Below are 18,833 nucleotides of genomic sequence, written 5' to 3' on the forward strand. Positions count from 1 at the left end.
GTTTGGTTAAAAAACTTATTGTAACAAAGTGATCGGGTATACGTTATCTCTTACGTTGTTGAAAATAAGCTTTTCGAACTCTTCACTAGGCATTGGCTTGCCAAATAAATAGCCTTGTACGAAATCACAATTGAGGCTTTTTAGAAGTGTGCTTTGCTGTTCTGTTTCAACTCCCTCTGCAATGACATCGATACCCATACTGTGAGCCAAAATAATAATCGTCCGTATAATGTCAGAATCTATTGAGTTAAGCAGGCAGTTATTAACAAATGAGCGGTCAATTTTTAATAAATTAATTGGCAAACGTTTTAAATAACTTAAAGAAGAGTAGCCCGTTCCAAAGTCATCAATGGCAAGTTTGATACCTAACTCTTTTAATGTGTTTAGCTTTTCAATCATCAGTTGTTCGTTATTCATAACGGAACTTTCAGTGATTTCTAATTCAAGAAGCTTATGTGGAAGCTGAGTGGTTTCTAGAATAGACGATATTTTGTTTACGATGCCGTCATCTTCTAGCTGAAGTGTAGATAAATTAACGGCAACTCTAATTGGTTTTGCCCCTCGGTCAATCCAGTTTTTTAACGTTTTGCAGGCTGTTTCCATAACCCACTCGCCAATCATATGAATCTGCCCTGTTTCTTCAGCTAAACCGATAAAGTTATTCGGTGGAATTAGGCCTTTTTTAGGGTGTTGCCAGCGGACGAGGGCTTCCATACCGATAAGCTCGCCGTTTGTGGCGCTAAATTGTGGCTGATAAAAAACCTTTAATTCATCGCGTAAAATAACATTACGTAGTTCATTTTCTATGACTAAACGTTGGTTAATGCTCTCGGACATCGTATCGTCAAAGAAGACGTAAGGGCTTTTTGATTGCTTGGATAAATACATGGCAATATCGGCGTTCTTTATCAGGTTACTGACCGTCTTGCCGCTACTTGGATAGACACTGATGCCAAGACTGGCGCTAACGTGCATTTCTTTCTCTAAGAAAACAAAGGGCCTTGAGAGGTTGTTTTGTATTTTACGTGCTAGGGTTTCGATTATTTGATGTGATTTAACATCGGTTAAAGCGACAACAAATTCATCACCACCAAACCTTGAAATGATATCGACATCTCTAACACTTCTTGAGAGGCGCTCAGCAACAATTTTAAGCAGTAAATCGCCGGCTTCATGGCCATAGGAATCATTGACTAATTTGAAACGGTCTAAATCGAGGAAAATAACGGCCATTATTTTATGCTCGCGCTCGTGTTTGTTGATCAGCTCAGAAACTTTCTTAGTAAATAAAGACCTGTTCATTAGGCCTGTTAAATGATCTTTATGCGCTAAGTTAAATATTTGTTTTTCAGTTTGTTTGGTGGCTAATATTCGATTAATCCGATGAATAAAAAGAGACAAGTTTAATGGTGTTGAAAAATAATCGAGTGCTCCCATTTTAAATGCATTATTAATCGAGGTTTCACTCTCTAAGTTTGAGGTGATAGTGAAAGGAATACCGCTGCTATTAAAAACCTCACACGTTTTGACAAGCTCAATGTCATCATGAGATAAATCATGATTTAAAATAACGATATCAGGTTTATTTCGTTCGCAATAAAGCATCCCCTGATAATTGTTAATTACTTCATCTACATTGTGGCCACTATCTTCCAAGGCATTTTTGATTAAAAAGCGGTCTCTTTTGTCAGCGTTTATTAATAAAACCCTAGCAGGGTTAAGGTGTTGACTGACGACTGGGTTTTCAGTCTCACTGTTGTTTAGTCTTATAGAGACTTCTTTGATAACTAACTCAGCCTCAAATAGAATTATTTTATGTTGAAGGCCTAGAAATTTAGCTTCTCCATCATCACAAGCACTTTCTAATTTCTTGCAGGCTTGTGAAAGGCGTAGTGCAGCAATATCGAAAGCGCTATTTTTAACAGATTCAGCAAGACGTTTTATAGCAATCCTATCGAGCTTTGAGACACTATCTGTTAAGCGGGATAAGCTGAGAGGGGTTTGCTCAAGGAAAGACTGTAAAGTAGTTTTGAACTCAGCTCCAAGGTTTTGTTGCCGTTTTAAATATGTTTTTTCATCCAAGACTGTTTGTATGAGAGGTTTGTCTTCACTGTCCTCGATAGGGTTGGTTTGTGCAGCTTCTTGCGTAACCCATTTCTGTAAGGTGGTTTTTAATGTGGGCAGTGTTAATGGTTTTGACATGAAGTCATCCATTCCCGCCGCGATACATTGTTCTCGGTCAGCGTTTTGTTTGTTGGCTGTTAGTGCAACGATAGGTGTGTGTTTGTCGACAGTTTCAAGTTCACGTATTTGGAATGTTGCTTCATAACCATCCATCTCTGGCATTTGACAGTCCATCAAAATAAGGTCGAAGGACTGGCTGGAAAAAAGCTCTAATGCCTCAAGACCATCGTTAGCCAAGGTTACATTACAGTGGAAGCGTTCTAGCATGGCTTTAGCAACCAGTTGATTCGCTTTATTGTCTTCAACAACAAGAATTTTCTTAAATGAATAGTCTGGTAGGGGTTCTTTGAGTGCTTGCTGTTCAGGTAATAATGTTGGTTTTGATTCAACGGTTGAGCGTAAATGCAATAATAAATCAGATTGTTTAATTGGTTTAGTAATATGCCCAAATACGTTGAGCTCTTTTGTTGCATTAAGCTGACTTGACTGGTTAGCGATGAGGACAATTATCTTTGTGTTGGCTAAAGTATGGTCAGCGTTAATCATACGAATTAAGGCTGTTTGGCTAATGTTTGAACGAAGATTATCAATTAAAATATAATCGTAAGGCTTTGATAAAGTTTCGTGTTGACGCAGTTTCTTTATAGCTGTCATCCCATCAGTGACATGGTCAGCATGAAAAGGTGATGCTTGAAATTGTTGAACGATAAAACGGTGAGAAAAATCATCATCGCTAACCGTTAAAACATTAGGTTGAGTGGGTGATATTTGAGTGCTTGATAGTTCAAAGGCTTCGGCTTGCATGTCGACAGTAAAATTAGCAGTAAACCAAAAAGTGCTGCCTTTACCAACTTTGCTTTTTACGCCCATTTCACCGCCAAAAATAGTGACTAGCTGTCGGCTGATGGCAAGCCCTAAGCCTGTTCCACCATATTCTCGAGTAGTAGAGTTATCGGCTTGAGAGAAGGCAGTGAAAATTTTATTTTGAACTTCTTGAGGGATACCAACGCCGGTGTCTTTTACTTCAAATAATAAGGTTAGGTTGTTTTCATTCAATGCTGAGGTTGAGATAGAAATGCTCACCTCACCAGCCGGAGTGAATTTAATGGCGTTACCGAGTAAATTTTGTATGATTTGTTGGAGCCTCAACTCATCAGCAATTAGATGAAGAGGTACATCGGCATCTAAAAAATAGGCGATAGAAATGTTTTTGTGCTGAGTTTGAGCGCTGAGTAGGGTAATGGAGTTTTCCAACGTGTTACGTAAATTAAACGATTCTTCGTGTAAGTCGACATCTTGTTGGTTATATTTGGAAAAATCTAAAACATCATCGATAAGGCTTAGTAATGAATTTGCGCTGCTAGAGGCAACCTTTAGGTATTCTTTCTGTTGGACGTTAAGGTCCATATCAGATAATAGTTCTAGCATGCCTGAAATACCATTTAAAGGCGTTCTCAGTTCATGACTGACATTGGCGGCAAACTCGCTTTTGACTTTAGCTGCCTCAATAGCGATGTCACGCGTAGTAATGAGTTCTTGTTCACGATTTTCCAAAATATGCATCATGTCTGTAAAGGCTTGTTCCATGCGCATAATGTCTTCTGTGCTACCGATACCTTTGCGTTCAGTTCGCTTGCCTTGAGCAGCATTTAGCATATTTTTAGCTAAATTATCGATTGGTTTGCTAATACGTTTTGTGATGAATAAAAGAGCCCACAATAATAATAGGGCTAAGCTACCTATCACCATTAAGTTGTACTTATAAAAATCACTTTTAAGCGACCTGAGTACATTTTTTCCAACCGTTAGGCGCACGTAACCTAGAAGTTCTGGCCTAAATTCACTATCTGAATAAAGTAATGTTTCTTCATCGAGCGTACTATAAACAGGTGAGCTATAGCTCCACTCATGCTCATTTTCATAATCTAAAGACGTTGATTCTACTGGCAAGGTGTTAGGGCCTGCACTTAACAGGTCACTACTTTGGTAGATTACTTGCATTTTGTCATCATAGATCCCTGCTGCTTTAACATCCGGGAAGGAGAGGATTGATTCTACGACTAATTCAGCTTCATCTTGACTGAGATAGAGAAGGGCGATGCGACTGTTATTTCCTAATGACTCAACAAGTTGGAGTCCAGTTTGATTAAGGCTGTCATGAACACTTTTAGACGATAAATTGGAGGTGATTAAAGTGGCAATGGATATTAAAAGTATGATGCCAATAAAGTAGGTTGTCGTTAGGAGGTTTTTAAAACTACGTTGTGTTAAAAATTTGTAAAACGTTTTAATCATTTGCTGAGGCTCTTGGGTAGGTCAAAGCAAAATTGGTTTTTTGATCTAAACGAATGGTGTTTGGAAGATGTTTGGCTGTTCTAAGGTTCGCAACAACTAGGGATGACTGCATTGGCGTAACAGGTGATGCTTTTTGCCCACTTAATAATCGAACTGTGGTGGTGGCTAAATCTCTTCCTATTTGTTGACTATCTGGAAGTAGTGATAATAAAGCCCCTCTTCGTACATGTGAGGGGTTAGTGGATATGACGACTTGTTGATATTTCCAAGCGTCCGATAAAATTCGTGGTAATAAGCTTTTACTATCAAAGGTGGGATCATGGTGTATAAGCCATAAAGCACTGTTAGTATGGTCATTATTGCGAGCAATCTCTTTATAGATTAGGGCCGCTTGTTGCAAACTTGAGGCTTCGTATGGAATGACGGTTATTCCTGTGTTCGTGGCACTTTCAATGGCCCTTTGAACTAACCAACCATTAGTTTTTGGATCAAAAACAACATGAATTTCCTTGACCGTTGGTTGTATTTTTTTTAATTCAGAAAAGAGAAGAGTGGGGTCTGGGGTCATAGAAATGCCATAGCGACCATTATCTATATCATGGTCAGAAAGAAATAATGCACCATAGGTTGTTTTATAAAGAGAGTTTATTTTTTCTTGTAGTGCTCGCCTGCTGCCACCTAATAAAATAACGGCGTCTGGCCTCTCTTGTCTAAGAGAATTTAGGATATCTGTTTCCTGCATTGAGTTATCCATTAATTGTGTTTGTACGTTTAATTTAGTTTGTTCCTTAATGCCACTAATAATAGTTTCAAAAAGTGTACTATAAGGTTTTCTAACATCAGGGTAAACAACGGTGATGTTGAAGGTAGTGCTAGACTCTAATGTATCATCAGCAAGTATTGTCGTTGTATAAAAAAGTATGACAAGTAGAGCGGTACTATAAAATATCTTAAAATATATCATGTTGTTTAATCATCCCTGATTATTGTTTAGTGCCATTTTTTCGATGACCCTTATTGCTTTAATGAAAAGATTTTCTCAATTCAACAAAAAAACCTCTACCGGCAAGGGGCAGGTCACCAGGGATGTTTCCGGGGGCCTCGGATGGCTCTTTAACTGTTTCATCAAGTAAATTTCTAGCTGATAAAGCAAGCTCTATGTCAGGGCTAAGTCCTTTAGCACGTAACGTTAAATCTATGGTCGTGTAATTGCCTATGTTAGAGCGAAAATCGTTTGCAGCGCGTTGCCGATCACGGACATGATTTAGTTGAGAGTTGATTGACCACACGGGCGATATGTCATAATCGGCTCTTAGATAAAGTTGTTGTTGAGGGGCGTCTGCGGCGTCGCTATTAGTGTCTTTATCCTCAGAAGACTGGTAAGCATAATTACCATAGATGGAAAGCTTCTTTGTTACATTCCAGTTTGCTTCCATTTCTAAGCCGTGCCCAGTTTGTTTACCTGTATTGTTGGCTGTTGTAGGGGCGAAACGTATAATGTCTTCCATTTCGTAGTAGAACAAGTTAAAACTAAATTTTAGATTGTTGGATGCATTGTAATCAAAGGCTATCTCATAGGTATCAATAATCTCAGGGTCTAAATCTGGGTTGCCCAAAGCAACAGGGTTATTAATATTAAATTGTTCAGCAAATGAAGGGGCACGAAAAGAGCGTCCATATAAAAGCTTACTGGTTAAGCGGTAACTGGTTTGCCAAACTAAGGCCAGTCGTGGGTTAAATGTGTCGCCAAAATCGGAGTAATGGTCGTAGCGTAGGCCGGCAGTTAAAGTCCAATCAGGAGCAAAGTCCCATGCATCTTGTATAAACCCATAGTAAATTTTACGTGTTTTTTCTTGGTTAAAAGGGGTCGTGTCACTGACATCAACAAGTCCGCCAAGAGGAATTAAAGCAGGGCCAAAAGGTAAATAGTTTTTCTTTTCTTCAATTTTGTATTGGTCTTGATGGTGGAAGCCGGTACCAATGCGAATATCGTGATCTTTTAGGCCGGTATAAAAGGTCGATAAGTCAATGCGGTTATGGCGCTCGTATATGTCGGGCTTCGCTAGAACACCATCTGGAAACGTATGGCTCGGAATTCCGGTGGTATTAGCACCCGGTGGGAGCAATACTAAGTTGGATTGAGTGATGCTGTTAAAAAAACTGTATTGAGCTTTAAAGTCCCAATTTTCTGAGAAACTTGTGTTTTTATATGTAACGTCCGCATTATAACGATCAGCATCTGCTTCACCAACGGGGTCAAGTGCCTGAAAAAGCCCTGCACCTACCTGGCCGTCTCTCCTAGCTTGATATCCTAAGCGTAATTGCCAATTAGCCTTAGAGAGATCAAGTCGAGTATCCAATGAGCGGCGTCCCAAGTTAATATTACCTGGCGCTAAAGAGGCAGAGGTTCCAGTAATGGTATCCAGGGTTGTTTGGATGTCTGCTCCTACTTTTTCGTGTTGACCGTGTGTATCCATAACTTGAGCAGAGAAAGCCGTATTCCAACCTGCTTTCGCCCCGCCGTATTGTATCCAGCCGCGGTATTCATCGAAACTCCCAGCGGATGCGCCTATTTCTAGTCCATCAATTTCAGTAGAGTTTTTAGTAATGATATTAATGGTTCCAGCGAACGCATCTGCACCGTATATTGCAGAGCCAGGCCCGCGGATAACTTCGATACGAGAGATGTTTTCAACTGGCATACCACCCCAAGCTTGGGAACGGTCTCCTGCAAAAATATTTGTGATAGGTATTCCATTGATTAGCAGGAGTACTTGAGAGTTTACCGCAGATGTAATGCCACGTATTTGATAAATAGGATTGTATCCGCCAGCAGTATAAGAGACATGCAAGCCTGGTATCGTTTCCAATACTTCATCAATATCACGTGCACCGATTTGACGAATGGTTTTAGCAGTAATGATACTTGCAACAGCTGGTGCCTGAGATACTGTTTGTTTTCGCCCAGTGGCGATATAAATGTAATCTTCATCGCCATAAATGTCAGCTAATGCATTACTGCCTTCATCAAAAGCGAATGAATTATCTCCAAAGGTGAAGAGAAAAGTTAGCAGCAACCAAGCAAGAGTTTTTTTCATGGATGAACCAAATTATTGTTTTATTATAAGATTAGTTGATATTTTTAAAATTACCAGTTTCTTACATCTTGACCTGTGTAATGGAGTCGTCGACAACGAAGAGGGAAAAAAGTCCCCTCTTTTTGGCTAATAGAATCGATATAGCAAGGAATAATACCAGCGGAAAAACCTAATATTGTTGCGTAATAATGGTCCTGCCTAGTAAAGCCAATATCGGCCATTAGGGCAGCATCAATGCCAGCAGCATTTAAAGAAAGTCGGTATTTAGAGTTCGTTAAAATATTTTCTATTTCAAAAGCTAACTTTAGATGAGGTCCATCTCCAAGACCTAGTTTTTTAGCTTCATTAAGTATTGGCGCAATTCGTTCATCAGCCCTAACGATAGGACGACCATAACCTCGAATTGATCGTTTTCTTTTTAGTTCTTCCAAGGTAAAGTTAATAAGATTTTCATTATTATCTACCGCTTCTTTCGCCCTTATAATGAAATCCATTGCGAGGTAACCTGCATTAGTTCCATAGATGTTTGCTTCTGAACAAGCTGTTGAGGCAGCTGTTGCAAGTGCACCAGTAGATCTTGATGTTCCGGTAATGGCCGCAACTCTATTATTCCAGATTCTTGGGTCGGGGTAACTAATCGTTAGAGACCATATTTTTTCCATCAACTTAATTTCATTGTCTGAAAACATTTTATTTGTGATTCCAAAAATGAAATGTTTAAACCAAGATATATCATTAAGTTCTGTAAATAAGTCTTTGCCTCTATAAACGACACGTTCTCCAACAAAAGCTGCACCAATATCGGTCTGCCAATTATCTTCAGCCTGCTTAAGTGTTATCGGACCTTTCATAGTTTGTCTTGGAATGTTTGGTTAGAGTTTAAAGGACCAGGGTCGTTGGTGAGGGTTAAACCATTGCCAAAGAATGGATATTTACGCCAGCCTAGTTTTTTTTGTTCAAGTGAGTGTGCTGCAGCGCCAGGAAGGCGAAGCAAAAGGTATAGCATTTCTGCTTGTTCATCCGTAAAACCTAAGTCGGTGAAGGCTGCGGCTATGACACCAGTCATGCCTAATGGCGCATCAGCAGCTTTTTCAAATATCTGACGGTTAGTTGATAGGTAGGCAAGAGCTCCGTCAGAGTATATGGACGTTAAGTGATCCAATGTTTGTAAAATGGGGGTGGCACAACTAGCCCCATATGGGTCAAAGCCAGGGGTGTGTTCACTAGCTGGCCACACTTCTACTTCTACTTCATCTTGGTAGTTAGGTAATTCGTGTAGCCAAAGTGGGAGGTCAAATTCACACTGTTGCCATAAGCGCATCACTTGATAAACTTCCCTTGCCCCTCCATTTTTGCCAGCACTGGGTGCTAAGGCGGCCATTAAACAGGAAGCGGCGGTTGAACCCCCTACACCACCATTCATAGCAGCACGGACACCTAAATCACGAGGGCCCGGATTGGCAATAGCAATAGAGATAGCCTCTAATAGTTCAGATTGCCAGGGTAAGGGTTTTTCAAGTTTAAATAATAAAAAAATGTATTCGGACCAAGAGATTTTACCCAATAAATCACCATAAACATTGTAACCAGAACAATAAGAAGCTTTGGCGGCAAATGGGTTATCAGGTTCTTCTTCTTCAAACCAAATTTTAGTATTTATTTTTTCTTGTTCCATTGTTACTTCATTCCTTTTAAGCGCGTAGCAATAGGAGGAACTTCTTCTGCATCTATTCTAATGTCCAGTAGAGTAGGCCCTTTGCGTTCACAAATTTTATTAGTATCGAGTTGCAGTAAGTCATCGGCTGTTTCAATGGTATGGCTCATGATGCCCATGGCTGATGCCATTAAAGCGTAACTAATATTGGGTAATGTGTTGGCTATATCAGCTGATTTATTTAACCGTTGACCATGTTTAACCATACCAAGGTGCTGATCGTTCATAACAAGAAAAATAATATTTAATTTTTCCTGTAGCGCGACTGTTATTTCGTTACCTGACATGAGGAAGCTTCCGTCACCGACAATACAAACGACAGGGTCACTTGGGTGCGCGAGCGAAGTACCAATAGCACTTCCAACTGACCAACCCATTGAGCAGAACTCTGCACATATTTGCAATAGTCCCGCACTTTCAGAACGTCTATCCTCTTCCCCTCTTTTTGTTACTCTGCGTTTGGTGAAGCGCCTGTCATACGGGTTGAGGTAATGAATAGACCAAGCGAGATTATTTCCAGTGTCTGCTAAATAGCGAGTGTTAGGGGGGAAAAGCCGGGTCAGCTGTGTCATCAAATATTGTGGCTTTAATGGTGTAGATGCATCAGTGGTTTTATTAGGTTCATCAAATTCAAAGTGCATCAATTTTTGGTTATCACTTTGTATGTGTGTGAAAAATTTAGTTTTATCTATAAGTGATTTATCAGGAGTTTTCTCAGTATTATCAGGGAATCTTGTCTTATTATTTTCTAAAATGGCTTCTAATATTGTAGGTATATGGCCGCTTACTTGTAATTTGGCCATTGAAGACCTCGTGAAATTCTCTTGATTATCATCAATATGTATGAGCTTATTATTCAGTAATGTTAATTGATCCCATGCGTTACTTGTAAACTCACCTAGTGAGGAGCCTATAACAACTACAGTGTCTACCGTTTCGTTTTGAAGGGTTCTATTAGCACTTTTATGCCCCGCAAAGCCGATAACACCCCTATAGGATGGGTGATAGGGGTTAATGAAGCTTTTACCATCTGGCGTAGCTACAAATTCGATGTCTAGTTCATTAATGCATTGGGCGATTAAACCACTACAGTTTTTTGTACCAGCACCTATTACGAAAATAAATTTTTTTGAATGACGGAGTTCAGTTAATAGATCTTGTATGATTTCCTCGTCTTTTAAAACCGGTCGGCGTAATAAATTATCTATATTAGTTTTTGTTTGTTTAATGGGTACACTGCTTTTTAGAATATCAGCAGGAATACTCAGATGCGTCGGTCCACCAGGGTTGCTAAAAGCAGACATGATGGCAGATACAAGTTTGTGCTCAAACTGCTCTACATCTGTAACGTAGCTGGTGTATTTAGTGAAAAAGTGAAACATACCTGAAACGTTAATTCCAGTATCTCCCGACTCTTGCATGGCTTTTTTGCCAACTTTATCCTGCGATGTCTGAGGAGTAATAATGAGTAGCGGGGTGTTGTTTTCATAAGAAGAGGCAACACCGGTGATCATATTTGTTGCACCTGGGCCGGTAGTGGAGCAGCAGACACCTAGTTTCCCGGTATTTCTTGCATAGGCGTCGGCCATAAAAACAGCCCCTGTTTCATGTCTAGCGGTGATAGCTTTTATGCCGCCACGTTTCTCACTTTTAGCTAAGGCATTGTAGAGTGGTTCGATAGCACCCCCTGGAATGCCGAAAACATATTCAACACCAATTTTTTCTAAATAATCGAGGAGAAGCTCGCATGTGGCGATTTCATTTTGTGGAACTGCTTGTGTTAGGGTTAAACTCATCCGGTTCTCCATTGGATTTTTAAATACATAACAATCAATAAGTTAGTAGATTAACTTAAATTATTATATTAAGTTTAATAAAATTAATATAATTGTCCCTGTTTGTAAAGCCTTAATTTTGGGAGAAGAGAAAAACTTATGCTCTGAAAAATCATATTCTTAATGAGCCTAGCCAATAGGCAATAATTAAATAATGTGCTATTTGATTAGTGCTGGGGAGGGGGGAGGTGTTGAAGTACGTCAACATCGTCTTGATGATGGTATTGACGTACTTCAATAAACAACCTTAACTATTACAACTTAACGATTAGGGATATGCAATGCTCTCTTATCAACAGCGAGGGCAGCTTCATGCAGTGCCTCAGAAAGTGTTGGATGGGCATGAATGGTTAATGCGAGATCTTCAGTGCTAGCAGAGTACTCTAGCGCCAATACTGCTTCAGCGATAAGCTCAGAAGCTTGGGCGCCGATAATGTGCACACCTAGAATTTGATCTGTTTCTTCATCAGAGATGATTTTGACCATACCCGTGGTATCGCCTAGGGCTTGGGCACGACCACTCGCTGCAAAAGGGAACGTGCCTATTTTTACTTTTATACCTGCAGATTTAAGGTGTTGTTCGGTTTGCCCAACCCACGCAATTTCAGGACCAGTGTAGATAACATTTGGAATAACATCGTAGTTTATTTCAGGTTCTTCACCGTAAATGACTTCAGCGACGGCAACGCCTTCTTCAGAAGCTTTATGAGCAAGCATCGGCCCACGAATCAAATCACCAATCGCATAAACACAAGGTTGACTTGTTTGCCAGATCTCATCAACTTCAATAAAACCGCGTTCATCAAGTTCAATTGGAGACTCTGGAGCAAATAAATTATCTGTGTTGGGCCTGCGACCAACCGATACGATCAATTTGTCCAGTTCTATGGTATGTTCGCCTGAAGCATCTTCATAATTGACAGTTACTTTTTTAGCTTTTGTGGTCGCCTTGGTAACGCGAGCACCCATTTTGATATCAAGTCCTTGTTTCTTAAATTGCCGTTTGGCTTCTGCTGCTATTTTTGTATCTACTGCCGGTAAAAACTCATCTTGGGCTTCAAGTAACACAACATCCGACTCTAAGCGGTTCCATACGCTGCCTAATTCCAGGCCAATGACACCGGCCCCAATTACGCCTAATTTTTTAGGTGTTTTATCAAAATTCAGTGCGCCAGTGGAGTCGACAATATTTATATTATCGACAGGGGCAGAGGGGATATCGATAGGGCGTGAGCCGGTTGCTAAGATAATGCTGTCTGCTGAAATAACAGAAACATCATCAGTGTTGCTAGTGATTTCGACTTGCTTCCCTGCCAGTAATTTTCCGCGACCATGAAAGCTGGTGACTTTATTAGCCTTAAAGAGACCACTGATGCCACCGGTAAGACGACTTACGATATCGTCTTTGTTTTTGATCATTGTGGGCACGTCAATCTTCAGCCCAGTTACTTTGATGCCATGCTCATCTAAGCCGTGGTTTAACTGTTCATAATGATGTGAGGACTCAAGTAGAGCTTTAGACGGTATGCAACCGACATTTAGGCAGGTGCCACCAAGGGATGCTTTATTGTTTTTATCAGTAAACTCATCAACGCAGGCTGTTTTTAGGCCAAGTTGAGCGCAACGAATAGCGGCGACATAACCACCCGGTCCACCGCCGATGACAACAACGTCAAATTTATTATCTAAACTCATGGGGTGCTCCCTATTAAACGTTTAACAGTAATCTTGCGGGGTCTTCTAAGAAGTCTTTTATAGTGACTAAAAAGGACACTGCTTCTTTACCATCGATAATTCGATGATCATAAGATAAGGCTAGATACATCATAGGACGTATAACCATTTCACCGTTTTCTACCATCACTCGTTGGTTAATGGCATGCATACCCAAAATAGCACTTTGTGGTGGGTTCAAAATAGGAGTCGACATCATTGAGCCAAATACACCACCATTAGTGATTGTAAATGTACCGCCGGTTAGATCATCGATGCCTAATTTTCCATCACGGGCTTTGATACCAAATTCAGCAATACCGCTTTCAATGGCGGCAAAATTTTTCAGGTCTGCATCTCTCAGTACCGGCACTACTAAGCCGCGAGGTGATGAAACGGCAATGCCGATATCATAATAACCATGGTAAATAATATCTTGTTCATCAACAGAGGCGTTGACTGATGGGAAAAGCTTAAGTGACTCAACGGCTGCTTTAACAAAAAATGACATAAAGCCTAATTTTGTATCATGAACTTTCGAGAATTGATCTTTATATTTACTGCGAATGTCCAGAATAGGCTGCATGTTTACTTCGTTAAACGTTGTTAACATGGCCGTGTTTTGCTGTGCTTGAATTAAGCGCTCTGCAATTTTTGCTCGAAGGCGTGTCATCGGCACGCGTTGTTCTGCACGCTCACTTGTTGGTAAGGTTGGCATTGGTGTTGCCTTAGCCGCTTTGCTCGGTGCCGAATTGCTCATGGTTGCTGAAGCTGTTGTGACGCCATTACTAGACTGTTGCTTGATATGGTTTAGCACATCGGTTTTGGTGATTCTGCCGCCTTTACCTGAGGCTGCAATTTGTTGGGGGTCTAATCCATGCTCAGCAACGAGTTTTCTAACAGCAGGACTAAGTGCTTCAGTTGAACCTGAATTTTTTTCAGCAGGTAAAGTCGTTGTTGCTGGTTCTGATTTTGCCGGTGTTGCTTTTGGGCTTGGGGTTTCTGGTTTGGCGCTACCAGCTTCTATGCGAGCCAGCAATTGGCCACTTAATACAGTAGAACCTTCTGGCTCAATGATTTCTGCTAACACACCATCGGACAGGGCAGGGACTTCTAAAACTACTTTATCTGTTTCGAGGTCAACTAGATTTTCATCTTTTAAAACGGTGTCACCGGCTTGTTTATGCCAAGTTACTAAAGTGGCATCGGCAACGGATTCTGGAAGGCTAGGTACTACGACTTCAATGCTCATGTTTATTCCTTTTTTTTAAAGTCTATTTTTTAATAAAGTGCTGTATGGATTAATTTTTGTTGCTGTTCAACATGTAGGCTAAATTGACCAACGGCTGGTGATGCTGACATAGGCCGACCTGCATATTTAAGTTCTAGCTTCTCGCTGAGTAAATCAAAAAACCGATGTCTAATTTGGTACCAGGCACCTTGATTTTTGGGCTCTTCTTGACACCAAACGAGTTGTTTTAATTGAGGGTATTGCTCAAACGACTCATGTAGCTCATCGATAGGGAATGGGTAAAGCTGTTCGGCTCTGAAAATAGCAACGTTTTCAAGGCCATCGCTTCTGCGCTGTTCGAGTAAATCATAATAGACTTTTCCAGAGCAGACGATCAGTCTTGTGACTTTATTAGGATCAATATCATCCACTTCTTGAATCAGTGGGTGAAACTTGCCTTCAGTGAGCTCTTCTAAGGTAGATGTTGCTAGTTTGTGGCGCAGTAAACTCTTAGGGCTCATTATAATCAGTGGTTTACGGAAGTAACTCAATGTTTGGCGGCGTAATAAATGAAAGATCTGTGCTGGTGTCGATGGAACACAAACTTGCATATTATGTTCGGCGCATAATTGTAGGTAACGCTCTAAACGGGCTGATGAATGTTCAGGACCTTGGCCCTCGTAACCATGAGGTAATAACATAACAAGACCACAGATACGTCCCCATTTTGTTTCACCTGAGCTTATAAATTGATCCATCAGCACTTGTGCACCATTGGCGAAATCACCGAATTGTGCTTCCCATATAACTAGATCATCGGGTTCTGTTGTGGAGTAGCCATACTCGAAACCTAGAACCGCTTCTTCAGATAGAAAAGAATCATAGAGAGAGAATCTACCTTGTTCTAGAAACATATGTCTTAGCGAGGTATAGGTCTCACCATTTTGTGTATTATGCAAAACGGCATGGCGGTGGAAAAATGTTCCGCGGCCTACGTCCTGCCCCGTCATTCTAATATTTCTACCTTTACTTAGTAATGTCCCATAGGCCATGTTTTCAGCATAACCCCAGTCGATAGGTAAGGCGCCAACAGACATTTTTTTTCTGCTTTCTAGTACTTTTTCCACTCGGTTTTGAAGTGAAAATTCCGGTGGTAAGGTAAGCATGAGGTCGGAGATCTCATGAAACTCTTTGGCAGGTACCGTGGTGTCGCAAGGGTCATCCCACTTGCTTGATAAAAAGGCATTCCATTTGGCAACAAACGGGTTAACTTTATGTTCTAAAATTGGCCGTGAGACAATTTCACCTTTTTCTAGAGAAGAACGATACTCCGACTCTAAGTTTTTCGGCACGTCGGCAGATAATGAGCCTTCATTAACAACACGATCGGCGTAAATTTTACGCGTAGTCGGTAGCTCACGAATAGTTTTATACATCAATGGTTGAGTCACAGCCGGTTCATCCGCTTCATTGTGGCCACGTCGGCGATAACAAACCATGTCTAAAACAATGTCTTGTCTAAACTCATGACGGAAATCAACGGCCAGCTGAGCTGCAAACAAAACGGCTTCTGGGTCATCTGCATTAACATGCAGAATAGGGGTTTCCAGCATTTTAGCCACATCGGTAGCATACAATGTTGATCGTGTATCAGCAGGGTTACTGGTGGTAAAGCCGATTTGATTATTGATAACAATGTGAATCGTGCCGCCTGTACCATAGGCACGGGTACGAGACATTTGCAACGTTTCCATGATCACGCCTTGACCAGAAAAAGCCGAATCACCGTGTATTTGAATAGCAACAACTTCATCTTCGCCTGTTTCACCGCGTCGATCTTGTCTTGCACGTACTGAGCCTTCAATAACTGGGTTGATAATTTCTAAATGAGAAGGGTTGAAAGCCAAGGCAAGGTGCATTTCCCCTCCTGGCGTATTAATGTCCGAGGAGAAGCCCATGTGATACTTTACGTCGCCAGAGCCGTCTTTGGCTGGAGAGGCAGAACGCTTGCCTTCAAACTCTTCAAAAAGAATGGATGGCTTTTTACCGAAAATATTGACGAGAACATTCAACCGGCCACGGTGAGCCATGCCTATAACGGTTTCTTTGACGCCATGCTCACCTAGTCGTTGAAGCATTTCATCAAGCATCGGAATTAAGCTTTCCCCACCTTCTAGTGAGAAACGTTTTTGCCCAACATAGGTTCTGTGCAGGTGGTTTTCAATGCCTTCAGCGGCGGTCAGTAGCTTTAGTAGCCATTTTTTCTGATCGGCCTCAAGGTTTAGGCGAGCGCGTGGGCCTTCCATACGGCGTCTTACCCAAGAGCGCATTTCAGTGTCGCTAATGTGCATGTATTCAACACCAATACTGTTGCAATAGGTTTCTTTGAGTATTGGCAGAATATCTTTCAGTGCTAATTGTTCAGGCGTGTTGTGTAAGGTACCTGTGTCAAACTGCGTATTAAGGTCAAGCTCACTTAACCCATGAAAAGCGATATCTAATTCAGCAATTAGTTGTGATTTTGGTGGTGTTAGTGGGTTTACATTAGCTTGTTTATGACCATTAATTCGATATGAATTCATCAGTCTTGAAACAGCAGCTTGTTTGGCTAATTGCTCTGAAGAAAGGCCGCCTTGAATGACACGAACTCCGGTGGGAGCCTTGGCGAGGTTAGAAAAGTGTTTTTTAATAGATGAATGGGGGATATCAACTGTTTCAGCATTCGATCGTATGGAATGAAACTTTTCTCGCCATTGCTCATCAACTGATTCTGGGTCATTGAGGTATTGCTCATATAGGTCTTCAACAAAGTTTGCATTAGCACCATTTAGGGCGGAAGTGCTTTTAAATAACTGCATTAAATTGTTCATTAAAATATTCCGTCTGTCTAAATTTATGTAGGGGTTTGTAAGTGTAATCGAGTTTTAAGAAAAGATAAGGGTTTAAATTACTCATTTTGTTAATGCTTAATATTTAGCACTATAGTGGTGCCCCGAGCAGGATTCGAACCTGCGACTTCACCCTTAGGAGGGGTGCGCTCTATCCAGCTGAGCTACCGAGGCCATATTAAAGAATTGTCAAATGTATTTTAAAAATGGAACCCTGATTAATTCGCGTCAAATAATATCACTATTGGGCTTTTTAGGGATAGCGCAAAACGCTTATTTTTATAGCTTTGTGAACTTGAGGGAGGCTATTTTTTTGCGCGTTCGCGTTCACATGCGGTAATAAATTTATGGATCTCTCTTTTTTCTTGGCTGGTCAAGTTAAGGAATTCGCAGCCGACGCGTGTAAAGCCTTCTAACGGAGACTTTTTTACAGAGCAAACGGTTAAATCTAACTGAATAGTGCTACCGTCTTTAAGGGTCATGCTGGCAGGCGTTAGAATAGAGCCTTTTTTCACATAAGAGTTTGAATAAACCGCAATGCAAATACCGCCGAAGCTAACATCGTAAACATAGCCTGAAATAAGGTTTTCAGAAAACTGAATGGCAGCGGTAAATTTATACTTTTCGATATTCTCAATGGGTACTCTGAAGAAGGATCTTTTTTGGGGGTGATATATTTTTTCGGGCATCGCCATCAGGTAGCTGCCATCGTGCAATGTGCCGGTAATAGTTGAGCTAAAATTAAAAGGAACGGCGTGATGCTTGGCGTTAACTTGTATAACCGTGCCGGGTAGCATTTTAAGATGAGCGGCTCGGTTATTTAATTGATCGAGTATTAATTCGTTTGTTGATACGTCAAGTAATCTACTGGTGCACTCTAATTGATTATCGAATACCAGCGAAACTTGTACATGCGACTCCATTAGAATTTGCAACATGTGTTTAATACGAGAGGGCCGAACGATAAAATTTGGGTTAGGGTTGGGTGTTTGTTCCTCTTCTTCTGAGCGCAATAATGACTTTAGACTGGATATAAAGTTCACGTGTAATTAAGCAATGGAGATGTTTCTTGATACTTTACTGTTAGCGGCATGCCCGTCTGCCCCGTATGTAGAAGTGGTTGTGCTCGCTTGTCCACGTAAAACATCCAGTGAGCGTTGGGTGTGTCGACGATTAAGCTCAATAATGGAGCCGTTTATTTGATTCAGTTTTTTATTGTCTTCCGCTAAAGCTTGAATGTTGGACCAGGCTTTTTCTAGTAATGTCTTGATACCTCCAGATGCTAAGCTGGAAAGGGCGTCTGAAAAACCGTAAAGACCTTTGTTGATATTCATGTTTCTTAAAAAAATATGCGTGGTTTTGGTGTGGTTTTCTAGGTGGGTAACTAAGGCTTTTTTTTCGTCAGAAAGTTCCAATAATTGTTGACTGTCTTTCAGCTTCAAAACGGCTTGTTCTTTTTTTAAGGTGCTGTTTAATTGACCTGAGATGTGCTCAAGCTGTTGTATTAGTTCAATAAGTTGATCCGATGATTTTTTTGTCATGATGATTTCTTTTTAAGGTGAAGCGCTGTTTCACTTTTAATAATTCGATCAGCTATTTTTTCATTATCGATGTTGTACTGACCCTCTTCAATGGATTGGCTAATGGCCTCTATACGACCGGTATCAATAACAGGAATGTCTTGAAGAGACTGTTCAATTTGTTGGAGTTTGGATGCGTTTTCAGTTAAATCAATACTATCACTATCAGCTGTTTTAGTAGCGTTTTTGGCGCTACTTTTGGTGTTTTTCTTGGTGTTATTTGCTTTGTTAACAGGGCTCTGAGCTGATTTATGGCCGGTTTTTTTGATATTAATAGACATAATAATTCCTGTGG

At 40.7% G+C, this 18,833-nt stretch carries 12 protein-coding genes and 1 tRNA gene; all 13 read right to left on the reverse strand.

Annotated features, from left to right (window positions below):
• Window positions 1–15: 15 nt before the first annotated feature.
• Entirely contained in the window at window positions 16–4,479 is a 4,464-nt protein-coding gene (locus KUG63_RS01590; RefSeq protein WP_287553802.1) for an EAL domain-containing protein, read from the reverse strand.
• The gene (locus KUG63_RS01595) at window positions 4,472–5,443 is read right to left on the reverse strand and encodes an ABC transporter substrate binding protein (protein ID WP_287553804.1); all 972 of its coding nucleotides are present in this window, start codon (window positions 5,441–5,443) and stop codon (window positions 4,472–4,474) included. The genes KUG63_RS01590 and KUG63_RS01595 overlap by 8 nt, the downstream gene beginning before the upstream one ends.
• 58 nt (window positions 5,444–5,501) lie before the next feature.
• A complete protein-coding gene (locus KUG63_RS01600; RefSeq protein WP_287553806.1) occupies window positions 5,502–7,577 on the reverse strand; it encodes a TonB-dependent receptor plug domain-containing protein in 2,076 nt (691 codons plus the stop codon).
• Window positions 7,578–7,627: 50 nt separating this feature from the next.
• On the reverse strand, window positions 7,628–8,428 hold the full coding sequence (locus tag KUG63_RS01605) for a hypothetical protein (protein ID WP_287553807.1): 801 nt from the start codon (window positions 8,426–8,428) through the stop codon (window positions 7,628–7,630).
• A complete protein-coding gene (locus KUG63_RS01610; protein WP_287553808.1) occupies window positions 8,425–9,252 on the reverse strand; it encodes a citryl-CoA lyase in 828 nt (275 codons plus the stop codon). Before KUG63_RS01610 ends, KUG63_RS01605 begins: the two co-directional genes overlap by 4 nt.
• Window positions 9,253–9,254: 2 nt before the next feature.
• Complete coding sequence (locus KUG63_RS01615) at window positions 9,255–11,087, reverse strand: thiamine pyrophosphate-binding protein (protein ID WP_287553809.1); 1,833 nt, start codon at window positions 11,085–11,087, stop codon at window positions 9,255–9,257.
• Between the two features lie 300 nt (window positions 11,088–11,387).
• Window positions 11,388–12,821 carry a dihydrolipoyl dehydrogenase gene (gene lpdA / locus KUG63_RS01620; RefSeq protein ID WP_287553810.1) on the reverse strand — a complete coding sequence of 478 codons (1,434 nt, stop codon included), beginning with the start codon at window positions 12,819–12,821 and terminating at the stop codon, window positions 11,388–11,390.
• Window positions 12,822–12,834: 13 nt separating this feature from the next.
• The gene (gene odhB, locus KUG63_RS01625; protein ID WP_287553811.1) at window positions 12,835–14,091 is read right to left on the reverse strand and encodes a 2-oxoglutarate dehydrogenase complex dihydrolipoyllysine-residue succinyltransferase; all 1,257 of its coding nucleotides are present in this window, start codon (window positions 14,089–14,091) and stop codon (window positions 12,835–12,837) included.
• 29 nt (window positions 14,092–14,120) lie between these two features.
• Window positions 14,121–16,940 (reverse strand): 2-oxoglutarate dehydrogenase E1 component, encoded by a 2,820-nt coding sequence (locus tag KUG63_RS01630; RefSeq protein ID WP_016390080.1) that lies wholly within the window; start codon window positions 16,938–16,940, stop codon window positions 14,121–14,123.
• Window positions 16,941–17,055: 115 nt separating this feature from the next.
• Window positions 17,056–17,132, reverse strand: a tRNA-Arg gene (locus KUG63_RS01635).
• A gap of 131 nt (window positions 17,133–17,263) precedes the next feature.
• A complete protein-coding gene (locus tag KUG63_RS01640) occupies window positions 17,264–18,001 on the reverse strand; it encodes a flagellar brake protein (protein ID WP_041932906.1) in 738 nt (245 codons plus the stop codon).
• A gap of 6 nt (window positions 18,002–18,007) precedes the next feature.
• Window positions 18,008–18,499 carry a flagella synthesis protein FlgN gene (locus KUG63_RS01645; protein WP_287553812.1) on the reverse strand — a complete coding sequence of 164 codons (492 nt, stop codon included), beginning with the start codon at window positions 18,497–18,499 and terminating at the stop codon, window positions 18,008–18,010.
• Window positions 18,496–18,819 carry a flagellar biosynthesis anti-sigma factor FlgM gene (gene flgM / locus KUG63_RS01650; protein WP_020162356.1) on the reverse strand — a complete coding sequence of 108 codons (324 nt, stop codon included), beginning with the start codon at window positions 18,817–18,819 and terminating at the stop codon, window positions 18,496–18,498. Before flgM ends, KUG63_RS01645 begins: the two co-directional genes overlap by 4 nt.
• Between the last annotated feature and the right edge of the window lie 14 nt (window positions 18,820–18,833).

It is taken from the genome of Cycloclasticus sp., from assembly GCF_019090545.1.
In the GTDB taxonomy this organism is placed as follows: domain Bacteria; phylum Pseudomonadota; class Gammaproteobacteria; order Methylococcales; family Cycloclasticaceae; genus Cycloclasticus; species Cycloclasticus pugetii.

Coding starts and splice junctions, on each gene's coding strand:
- KUG63_RS01590 (WP_287553802.1), bottom strand. CDS start 4,479: ATGATTAAAACGTTTTACAAATTTTTAACACAACGTAGTTTTAAAAAC.
- KUG63_RS01595 (WP_287553804.1), bottom strand. CDS start 5,443: ATGATATATTTTAAGATATTTTATAGTACCGCTCTACTTGTCATACTT.
- KUG63_RS01600 (WP_287553806.1), bottom strand. CDS start 7,577: ATGAAAAAAACTCTTGCTTGGTTGCTGCTAACTTTTCTCTTCACCTTT.
- KUG63_RS01605 (WP_287553807.1), bottom strand. CDS start 8,428: ATGAAAGGTCCGATAACACTTAAGCAGGCTGAAGATAATTGGCAGACC.
- KUG63_RS01610 (WP_287553808.1), bottom strand. CDS start 9,252: ATGGAACAAGAAAAAATAAATACTAAAATTTGGTTTGAAGAAGAAGAA.
- KUG63_RS01615 (WP_287553809.1), bottom strand. CDS start 11,087: ATGAGTTTAACCCTAACACAAGCAGTTCCACAAAATGAAATCGCCACA.
- lpdA (WP_287553810.1), bottom strand. CDS start 12,821: ATGAGTTTAGATAATAAATTTGACGTTGTTGTCATCGGCGGTGGACCG.
- odhB (WP_287553811.1), bottom strand. CDS start 14,091: ATGAGCATTGAAGTCGTAGTACCTAGCCTTCCAGAATCCGTTGCCGAT.
- KUG63_RS01630 (WP_016390080.1), bottom strand. CDS start 16,940: ATGAACAATTTAATGCAGTTATTTAAAAGCACTTCCGCCCTAAATGGT.
- KUG63_RS01645 (WP_287553812.1), bottom strand. CDS start 18,499: ATGACAAAAAAATCATCGGATCAACTTATTGAACTAATACAACAGCTT.
- flgM (WP_020162356.1), bottom strand. CDS start 18,819: ATGTCTATTAATATCAAAAAAACCGGCCATAAATCAGCTCAGAGCCCT.